6 protein-coding genes are annotated in these 10,219 nt (G+C 35.2%); 1 reads left to right on the top strand and 5 read right to left on the bottom strand.

Going from position 1 to position 10,219, the window contains the following annotated elements; all coding sequences use genetic code 11:
- The coding region (locus G470_RS0109915) for an IS256 family transposase (protein ID WP_028274686.1) at positions 1-267 on the top strand (267 nt) is incomplete at its 5' end.
- 68 nt (positions 268-335) lie between these two features.
- On the opposite strand, the gene G470_RS0109910 is transcribed toward G470_RS0109915, so the two are convergent.
- The 5 genes from G470_RS0109910 to brxF are packed head-to-tail and all read right to left on the bottom strand — an operon-like array spanning position 336 to position 9,635.
- On the bottom strand, positions 336-1,046 hold the full coding sequence (locus G470_RS0109910; protein ID WP_028274685.1) for a hypothetical protein: 711 nt from the start codon (positions 1,044-1,046) through the stop codon (positions 336-338).
- The gene (gene pglZ / locus G470_RS13925; protein ID WP_051258537.1) at positions 1,046-2,728 is read right to left on the bottom strand and encodes a BREX-3 system phosphatase PglZ; all 1,683 of its coding nucleotides are present in this window, start codon (positions 2,726-2,728) and stop codon (positions 1,046-1,048) included. Before pglZ ends, G470_RS0109910 begins: the two co-directional genes overlap by 1 nt.
- Before the next feature lie 25 nt (positions 2,729-2,753).
- Positions 2,754-5,453, bottom strand: a complete 2,700-nt coding sequence (locus G470_RS0109900) for a DNA methyltransferase (RefSeq protein ID WP_028274684.1) — start codon at positions 5,451-5,453, stop codon at positions 2,754-2,756.
- On the bottom strand, positions 5,454-9,176 hold the full coding sequence (locus G470_RS0109895) for a DUF6079 family protein (RefSeq protein ID WP_028274683.1): 3,723 nt from the start codon (positions 9,174-9,176) through the stop codon (positions 5,454-5,456).
- Positions 9,177-9,635: a BREX-3 system P-loop-containing protein BrxF gene (gene brxF, locus G470_RS13335; protein WP_169720334.1), complete on the bottom strand. Its 459-nt coding sequence runs from the start codon at positions 9,633-9,635 to the stop codon at positions 9,177-9,179.
- Between the last annotated feature and the right edge of the window lie 584 nt (positions 9,636-10,219).

Below are 10,219 nucleotides of genomic sequence, written 5' to 3'. Positions count from 1 at the left end.
GACCAGTCTAAATATACAAAAGCTTGCGAAACATTGGATAATGGCTTTGAAGATGCCTTTCAATACACGGTTATCGGAAGTGGCCACAATCGGCTAAAAAGCACCAACCTTCTTGAACGACTGAACCAGGAAGTCCGCAGAAGAGAAAAGATTATCCGGATTTTTCCCAACCGAGCGTCCGCCAATCGATTAATTGGAGCTGTCCTTATGGACCTTCATGATGAATGGCTTAGTTCTACAAGAAAATATATTAAGTTTGATCAATGAGAGACCAGTAAAACATTGTATAGTATTTTACACAGGATTATGGACTTGACTTTTTTTTCTTCCACTAATTATCTTTTTTTTATATACGTGTGTACTCGATCAGAAGTAACTTCAAACATATTTGGATCTAAATCGCTTGAATAGAGTATAAAATCCAGTCCAAAAAACATCTTATCATGTTGAACAGCCTCCAATGACAATGTATCGCTGTCTGTATTTAACAATGCAGCAAGTACGATGTAATTTTTTAGAAGTGTCGATTTCACAATAATTCGTTGATTCCCCAACGAATAACGGCCGGCTTTTTCTTTTTTTAAGAAACCAAATTCCCGCAAAATACCAAAGCCGTTACTTACGCTTCGTGTAATGGTTCCACTATTACCATACTTGTTCATCACTTCGTCCATAAATACTTTAGAAGAAACTGTATCCATCAATCCTAGATATTTTCCAGCTAGTCTCGCTTCAAATGTCAAGAAGGGAAATGCAATGAGCGCCAACAAATAATGTAGTACCAATTGTTCTTCTTTTGGTAATTCATTATAGACTTCCATTGCTTTCTTTTGATAATTTGCCGGTTCTTTTTTGCCATTTCCCCAGATCATCATCAGATTATTTACTAGCTTGCGCCGCCCTACATCTCCAGGAGCTTTTTCCATCAACTTTTCATTCAATATATCGTAAGCATCTTGAGGAGAATATTTTTTCAACAGACGAGCTGTTCGATCTAAATCCTCAACAGTTAGTACTCGAAATAGTCCAATAGTTTTTTTATTCACTAGTTAACTCCTCTGTATACCCGTACGAAAGGAACAACAACTTCTTCAATATGTGTTCCTCCATGTACAATAACTTTTTCATTTTTTCTGATAAATGCGTAATAATCTTTAGCGATGAGTGGTTTGTAGTTTCCAGGTAAGTAATGACTATCCCATTCAAAAGAACAATCTTCTTCTAGTCCGTTAACGGTTCTCGCACGCAGCATGTCACTTTCATAGATGCGGACACGTTGTCCATTAACTTCAGACAGCACGCCTTGGCGGATTGTTTGGGACCCTACCGCTTCGATGTTTCCGTGGTCAGAAGTAACATAGACATCATAGTTTAATTGGAATAATGCCTCTAAAAAATCAAGTAAATAGCCTCCCTTTAACCATAAACGCAATTCAGAGTGAACCGAATTTAGTCCCTGCCGCGCGCCGTGTATAAATTGATCCACCACGTCAATTACTCCGCCAAATACTTTCGTCTCCGGTCTGCCTATATTGGACTCCTTTACATTTATGTCCTTGAATCCCAAGGATCTTTTGTACACGACTTCTTTACTAGTAAGTCCCTGCTTCTCCCAAAACTCTTTCCATTTCTTCTCCTCCTTATTTGTAGAATGAATACTATCAGAAAATTGATGTGGAGGGGCCCCGGAAAAAATTGCTTGACGTGACACTGATGTAATACTAGGAATCCAAGAAAAGGTAGCATCCACCTCACTTTCTACTCCTTGCTGGTATAAGTAGTTTTCAATTATAGACCACTGGGAAAAACTCATACCATCCATCACTATCAATGCTAATCGGCCATTTGTTTTTCTATTTAATACAGAAGGTATATTGTGTACCATCCTTGGGGATTGCGTAGAAGACTTTGTCGGTAAGCCACCATACTGTTCTCTTAACCAGATTTGGAAATGGTTATTGATTTGTTTGATACGGCTTTCGTTGATAGGTTCCAAATGTTTCATACCAAAAGCACGATACAACCCTATTTCTCTGCCCAAACGAAGGAACGCAGATTCATCATAGTCATTCGGAAGTTTCAGCTTTAAATCAGCATGATATGCTGGTGGTTTGTACAAATACTGTCCTTTGGATTTGAACTGCACGAGCAAGGATTTAGAAACAGGCACATGTCTTTGCAATATTTCTTGAAGGCTTTTTTGTAAAAGTTGTGGCACAGGTTTTTCAAATTGTGACCAATATTTTCTCAGGATATTGTCGACTTCTCTCTCTTCATAAATCGAAAAGATTTTCTTCCCAAAAACAGCCATCAACACCTTTTTTTTTGTTTCTGTTTCATTCAGTTTGTCGGAAAATTGCGTATCACATCTGGAAATAGCGGATAAGTATTCGTTTGGAAGGTTTCGTATAACCATTCTATCCATACCAGGAAAGATCTGGTCGAAGGTTATGACCAGTTGAAAAGCCTTTTCGTATACATCCCACGGAACCATTTTCTTGTCTTCATTTCCTATACGAATAATCAAGGTCTTATTCCTTGCAAATCGGTAATATCTTTCAAAAACGAAACGAAAGCGGACTGGATCTTCGAAATTCAATACATTAATATTCTTAGACTTTAACAAGTCAATGACCGTTTCTCGTAAAAGTATGCCGTCTATATCCTTCACGATATAAATGGCGTTCCTCTGTGGGAATTGTTCTTGTAACTTTTCTATCCAGTCCATTCAATCACCCTTTTGAATTTGTATTCTATATTCCTAGACGTATTTGTGCATTATCAAAATACATCAGCAACTTGTCGTCTTCTTGGATTATTTTTTCAGGAAGTCTTTCTCCTATCTCTACGATTTCCTCATACTCCTTGTTATTCCAAGCATGCTTAAATCCAACACGGATTGCTTCCGTCCGGAAGGTTTTGAGTTTTCTCTTGCTTTTTTTTGTCTCCTCTACGTATTGTTGAAATTCACGTAGTAAACTCTTTTCTCGGAGCTGTTCCAAGTCCGCTTGCTTGTTCGGGTCAGGTACATACCATCGATTAGCGGCTTTCTTTTTTAATATGTCATCCTGTTCAGATAACCCTCTCATATCGTGATAATTCTTTGTCAAATAAGATTTGATTTGAGAAGGTACATTCCCTATCCCCTCGTACAGCAAGAAATTTTGATTTAAAAGATTATCTAGTTCTGGAAGTTCCTCATGTTTAGCTATGTGCTGGATCTCCTTCATGAACAGCGGATGAATGTCCTGACGAGTTTGAGGCTTCTTCATTAACTGCTGGCGAAGCCATTCAATAGCACTGTTTTCATCAGAGACAAACAATGACTGCTGAGCGAATTCTTTTACCAGAATCCGTTTTTTGTCATATTCGGCCACTTGCGAGTCTAAAAATATCATCCCATCTCTCATTGGATACTTCTGAGCCACTTGTTGTTGGAAATCAGCAGAAGAAATTGGCACAGGCAGACCTGTTTGTATATGGTATGCAACCATTCTATCAAACAAGATTCTAGGTGTTCTTTCTGTAACTGTTACAGCTTCTCCTTTCTTCCCCTGAAATACTGGTAATTTAGCTAAATGTTGCGTTACAAATGTCCAAGCTGATTCTTGAGTATCTATTTCTTTTTTCATTTTTTCAACATCAGCTTGTATTGGTTTATAAGCCGATATGACTAAGTCTTGTTTTACAGCAGTCGTTGAGGTAACTGCCTTAAAACTTCCTTGTTTCTTATCTAATGCTGCTACATTTGCTATAATGAATCCCGCTTTTTGAATACTGTCTTGAATAGAATTCCAGATATTCGCCTGAGAATTGGAAAACTCGATTGTTATCCATCTTCCAGGTTTTAGAACACGATAATATTCTTTGAAAGAATAAGTTATTAGCTCATGATAATCATTTACATTCTTTTTCTGCTCAGCATTTACTATGGCCTCATGAGAATTATTCGATACAACCTTGAGCCATCCCTCCCACAAAAAATTCAACTCTGAATACATCAGGTTAGCTCCAAATGGCGGGTCAGTAAAAATATAATCGATTGTATTGGATTGTATAGATAAATCTGTCGCTGAATTAGTACTTATTATGGTGTCTTTATTTGCAATATTCACAAATCCAATGTCCTTTAATTTTCTTTTAAAAATACTGAAAACATTATTCTCTTGAGGCGTTGAACATATATAATAAGTCCCCGACAGAATTCCGCCTTTACCGTTTGCACGCCATCTATATAGAAAAGAACTGTTCTGAAGTGCAGAAGTCAGCAAAAATAGCCCTTTATCTCTTATGTTTAATTTTTCAATTTTATCTACAAACATTAATACAAACAAATAGTTGCGGGAACTATACAAATCATGCAGATAGCGATAGCCATGACTGACTTCGGGTTGCCGTGTGTTGACACCTTCAGGTAATTCTTGAACAACTAAACCAGACATTTTCAAAATGAGATCTTGTGCATCATGTAGCTTTCTTAAGTCAGCTGTATCTGGTTTTTTAGTATACCGCTTGCCTCGAAAAGTGTAGTTGATACTGACGGGCTCCATTTTTGCTATTTTTCGAGTTGTTTTTGTAATTGGATCATATTTTAAGGTCCATACCTTTTCGCCTGTTTTTTTGTTCAAAATAATGGAACATTCTGGACAACTGAACTGTTTTTTTGATATCTTACTTTCCTCATCATAAGTCATCGAATAATAATCGTATTCATGCCCACAATTTGGGCACGAATAGAACTCTGACCAAATTGCGTAATTAATTTCTCCTAATTGGTTATGATAATGTTCTGTCAAAAACAATTCTCCAATTTCATCTTTTATTTCTTCCATTATCTCTAACATTTTTCTTTGAAATTCAGAGTCTGAAAAGTTCTTTGTGTAGCTACTGGATATAAATGTTGCTGCTGGAGCCAAATCAGAAACAACGGCTCTTCTTTTTCCTAATTTTTCTTTATCCAAACCCATTTCATAACAAAGTTCTTCATTTCCGCATTCGTGCGCTGCCAAAGCTGTCATACCTGTACCACCAAAAGCATCAAGGACAATGTCTCCCGGTTTTGTATAATGATATAAATATTTCATTATTGCCTTATAAGGAACCTTTGTATGATACGTATGAGCCATATAAATTTTATCATTTTTACCTTCAGAAACATCGGAAAAATATGGTTCAACATCGTAAGTTTCTAAATCCTCTTTCTTTGAAACCCACTCTTCAATCATTTCTGAAACCCAGGGATTAGGACAAGCAGTATAGTATGGCGGGTCCGATAAAGCGATGATATCTTCGTCATTGCCCATTGGATAGCCATCTATTTTTTTCAGTCTATCTAACTCTTTACGTAGTTCATTTCTAAAGTATTCCCGGCGCTCATCTTCATCCCTAAATGTCATTCCCAGACATTTTATGGGACTCTTTTCTTCGTCTAGCTTTAAATATGTTTGTTTCATTTAATTTCCTCTCCTATAGGTGATACGAATTTGGCTGTGATTTTTTTCAGCTAATTTATCACCTACAAATTCTTGGATTCGTTCTCTAAACTCTTCGGCAGTTAACGGCTTGCCATTCCCCAATACTTCTGCAATTTCTTCATTGGTTATCTCAACTTTTTCGAGCCCCTTTAGTAGATTATCGATAACATCTATTTGCTCTCGATTTATTGGAGAAGCAAAGGCCTTGTTTTGGATGACTTCACTCACTAACTCTTTTTGCTTCTCTTCTAACAATTCCATTTGCTTTTGAATATTAGGCTGTCTTAGATTTGTAACTAGAACATCTAGCCACTCTTCATAAATCTCTTGTTTTTCTTCGCTTAAAGCAACCAGTTTTTCTTTGTCATTTTGTGAGTCTGTGCTCATACTGAATTTACAGTGCGGGCATTCCACGGATTCTTCTAATTCACTTCTTGTCACACCATAACATTCCTTTAATTTGGTTACTTTTTGTTTCCACTCATAAATCCTGTTTTGTGATAAAATATCAATTTTTTCTGCTATAGTAGTCAGAATATCCGTTTCTGAAGACTGAAGCATCGCAGTTCTTCTAGTACTTTCGGATGCATTCAACCGAGCTCTGTCATGTTTCCTTAAATAAATATCTATATACATTGCTTTTAATTCCGATAATTCACTTACATAACTCAAGTGAGATTCGCCTTTACTTAATGAATCAATTAATCCTGATACGACCTCATCTACTCTCATTGACCATTTATCAGTCTGACCAATATTGTATTTTGCTAAATTTACATAATTAACCAAAGAAGACAGTTCGTCTACTTCTTCTTTTAATGTGACAAGTGATTCTAATAGATTTTTATTTTCTTGCTGTCTCTTAATCTCCTCCAGACTATACCTCATATTTTTCATCTTAGCCGGCGTATTAAAACGCGTCAGAGATTCAGAAAAATTCTTAAAATTTTTCAATCTCTGTGAATATTGCTCAATGTAAGTCGATTCAATAATCTTTTTATTACCAATTTCATATCCACGCTTCAGATGCTGTGACGTATTAAGAACAATTTTGATTTGTTTTTCGACACTTTCGACTAATCGCTTAATTCCATGAGTTAATGTTGCTTCGTTGAAGTTTGCGATAGGCACATTATATAAATCAAACAAAGCGCTTAATTCACTCACAGGAATATCTGTTGTTTTTTTAATGTAGCTAAAATTAGATAACTTCTCGATATCTTTTGAAGCGAAATCTGAATATCGAATTGCCGAAAAACTTTCGCCATCTGCGCTGACTTCGATCTTTCCAGAGTATAAAAGCGCACCAATCAACACGACAACAAGTTCTGGTTCCATTTTGAATTCTCTGGATAAGCGACGATCGATAACGCCCCTGATAGCATTTGTATCAAATAACTCTTCGTTATTTAGAACTTTTCCGTTCCCTTTTTTATTTAATAAGTCCAATAGCCAATTCGCATAGCCGGAATTTTCCACCACTAATCGTTTAGAATTTTTATCCAATAATACAAGACCATCTAAAATAGCTTCTCCCATCTTTGTTGCACGCCCGTTTATCTGTTGTAGAGCGTCAGCTGCATATTCTTTAATATTCCCATTAGATAAGTAGCCTTGTTTAATATTTTTGAATCTTGGATAAGAATCATACTTTTCATCAAACCAGTCTCCTAAGAATTCTGCCGCAATATCATTTACTATCTCTTTTATAGTTGAATCTACTCCTTGAGTTAGATAAATTCCTAAATCAATTAAATGTCCTTTTTTTCCCTTATAAGAAATACTAAAAGCATTAATAAAGTTTGTTTGTAGCCATTTAAAAAGAGCTTTTTGGTATTCGATAATTTTACTACTATACAATTGTCGAGTTCCTTGAGCTGCCAATGTTTGTAAATCTTTTGCTGCTGCATAGCGTTTTAGTAAGATTTCAAACTTTTCATCCTCAGTATTTAATTCAAAAAAGACTTCGTCGGACCGTTCCTCATCTTTAAAGTTAGTTTTGTGAAATGGACGCAAGAAATAGATATAGAAATCTCTTTCTGGTTGCGCAGTAGAACGTTCATTAGGTGAACCAAAAAATAAATATCCTTGCCTCATTACATGCGCTTGCCGCCAAGGCAGCTCATGCTGCCAGATTTTATAACCAGTGACATACGTAGTATCATCCAGCGTTATGGCTTGCTTCATTAAATCAAAGTAATAGGAATCCATTTTATCTGGCTCAATAAGTTCTGCTTGATTATTGATTTGACTATCGATATCGATATCTTTCTTTAGATCTAAATAATATTGTCCATTTTCTTCATTCATCGATATAAATTGATAATTCACAGTTATCATAATCTCTTTAATTGCAGCCTCTATTTGTGTACGAAGTGTGTCGCTTGGATCATCATCTTCTATAAGCATTTCTAGCATCGGAGAGGTTAAAAACAAACCATCGCGTAATTCTTCAGATGATAATCCAATCTTACTGTAAATATCATCACTTGATAAGCGGTGAAGCGCCAACCCATCGATAATTCGAACAGCCATTTCACTATATACCCGTTTTTTATGTGCAGCCATTCCGTTATTAATGCGATCCTTTAATATTTGAGATTTTTCCAATACTTCTTTTACTTCTGGTATCGTTTTATTAGATGGGTCTTCTTCAATAAATTGCCAATAATTGTCAAAAGAAATAACTCCAGGTAATTTTTTTGGTACCTCTTCATTTATAATTTTATTCATCTCAGCAGTGATAGTATTTAAAGCCACTCGTTTTTCGATATTGTGTACTTTTTCAAAGGCAGTCAAATACGCTGGATGAATAGGGTACAAATTGACATAAGTATCTATATCTTCCGATAATCGGTTATAAAAAGTAGTAAACTGACTTAAATGTTCCCGAATCAACGACTTTTGTTTGGGAGTTTTCTTCAACAAACGCTCAGAAATAACATAGGCGATATCTTCTTTTACAATCCGAACTTGAGTGAATCTTTCTTTTACACGCCGAAGAGCATCTGATACAAATCCAAATCGAGGATTGTCAAATATTCGCTCTTGAATTCCCGCTATAAAACGAAAACGTGAATCATGAGCGATTTCCCCAATTTCTCGTAAAAAACCTAAATCTAGTGTCAGTTCCTGTTCTTTTCGTGCTCTCAAGTAATCTAACAATTCATCTACAACTATGAGTAATCCCTTATCTGGATACTTGTCATTAAATTTTTCCATCATTTCATAAAGGGAATCCTTATTATTTACAATTTTGTCATGGTCAGGGAAGTGATAGTCTATTCCCATTTCCGTAAGACCGGCCTCTAATTCAGTGGTAATAATCCCCCGAAGATCCTGAGTCGTAGAGCCTATTTCCAATCGGATGACTTTAAATTTCCCTTCAATCTCTTTAGCTTGCTGAGCGACATTTTTATTTTGTAAGTATAAAGATGAATCTTTATGTTCTGCAATTGTTGACAAGGCACCCATTAAATGTGATTTCCCTGAACCATAATTTCCAACGATTAGCAAACCTTTATTATCCACTGGTCTTTCAAACTGCAGTTGTTCAAATATACTTGTTGTAATTGTCTCTTCCATACGTTCGGAAATAACATAAGTACTCAACAAATCAAAAGCTTCACTTTTTTCATCTGCGTCTGTCAGTTTTACAACTGATTGAATAGGTTCAAAGTTTACTAAATCTTTATATAACATTTATTTATCTCCTTCAATTAAAAGAATTTGATGTGGTAGTTCTATTTTCCAATAGTCTGGATGATTAGGCTTAGAGTAAATTAACTTTCTTCCATTACTTTCATACCTCCATATAACGACTAATGGCTGGCTTTTACTTATATTCAAAAATAAATCGATTGGATTTATTTGAAGAAAAGGTTCAAATAACAATTCATAATAATCTAAGACAATAATAGAGCTATTTCTCTCCTTGATTAACTGTTCCACTAGTTTCTGTACTTTTCTTCCCATTTTTTTTTCAACTTGCTGAAACACTTTGGTGATTTCTATATTAAGATGAATATAAGAATACATTGGATTATCATTCTCAATTACATTTTTTTTCGGAATTGAAAGAAAAATAATTTTCTGGTAAGAGCTCTCTAATGTACTTCTATATAGTTGGATTATTTCTTCTAGATTCACTGTCTTACTCATCATACTCCTACTTTCTTATTCCAAACATTTCTTATCATTTTTTACATATCCGACTCAAAAACATGCTATAGTCGTAATAAAATATTGACATACTTATAGTAGTTCATTTCAGAGTCAATATGCAAGACTCCTTAAGAACCAGTAAACGTAATTTATAGTCAATATATTAAAAATTGGACTATCGCCTTAGTCATCAAGGAATCACATATCTCTTTCTAGTTCTGCTTAGCCTATAGTAATCTACGTAGAGAAAATTCGTATTTTTTGTGCCAGTTTCATAATATGAGAGTTCATGAGGCTTACGCATGTATCCGTAAACCTACCTAGAACATTAAATAAATAATAGTAACAAATTGCTTTCCTAAAAATAGATAAAGTCCATATAATTGTGTAAAAGATAAAAGGCCATGTAACAGCCCTTTTACGGTACAATGTTTTTAACCACAAAAACATACCCAGGAGGACGTTACATGACCCAAGTACATTTTACACTGAACAACGAAGAGGTTCAAAGTATTATTGAACATTCGGTAAAAGATGAAGTTTCTAAAAATATTTTGACCACTGTTTTCAACCAATTGATG

It is taken from the genome of Atopococcus tabaci DSM 17538 (assembly GCF_000429585.1).
GTDB lineage: Bacteria > Bacillota > Bacilli > Lactobacillales > Carnobacteriaceae_A > Atopococcus > Atopococcus tabaci.
The sequence above is the reverse complement of the archived record's forward strand: the minus strand, read 5'-3'. Positions and strand labels throughout refer to the sequence as shown.

Excerpts from the sequence above, each read along its gene's own strand:
- G470_RS0109900 (WP_028274684.1), bottom strand. The coding sequence starts at position 5,453 with ATGAAACAAACATATTTAAAGCTAGACGAAGAAAAGAGTCCCATAAAA.
- pglZ (WP_051258537.1), bottom strand. The coding sequence starts at position 2,728 with ATGGACTGGATAGAAAAGTTACAAGAACAATTCCCACAGAGGAACGCC.
- G470_RS0109895 (WP_028274683.1), bottom strand. The coding sequence starts at position 9,176 with ATGTTATATAAAGATTTAGTAAACTTTGAACCTATTCAATCAGTTGTA.
- brxF (WP_169720334.1), bottom strand. The coding sequence starts at position 9,635 with ATGAGTAAGACAGTGAATCTAGAAGAAATAATCCAACTATATAGAAGT.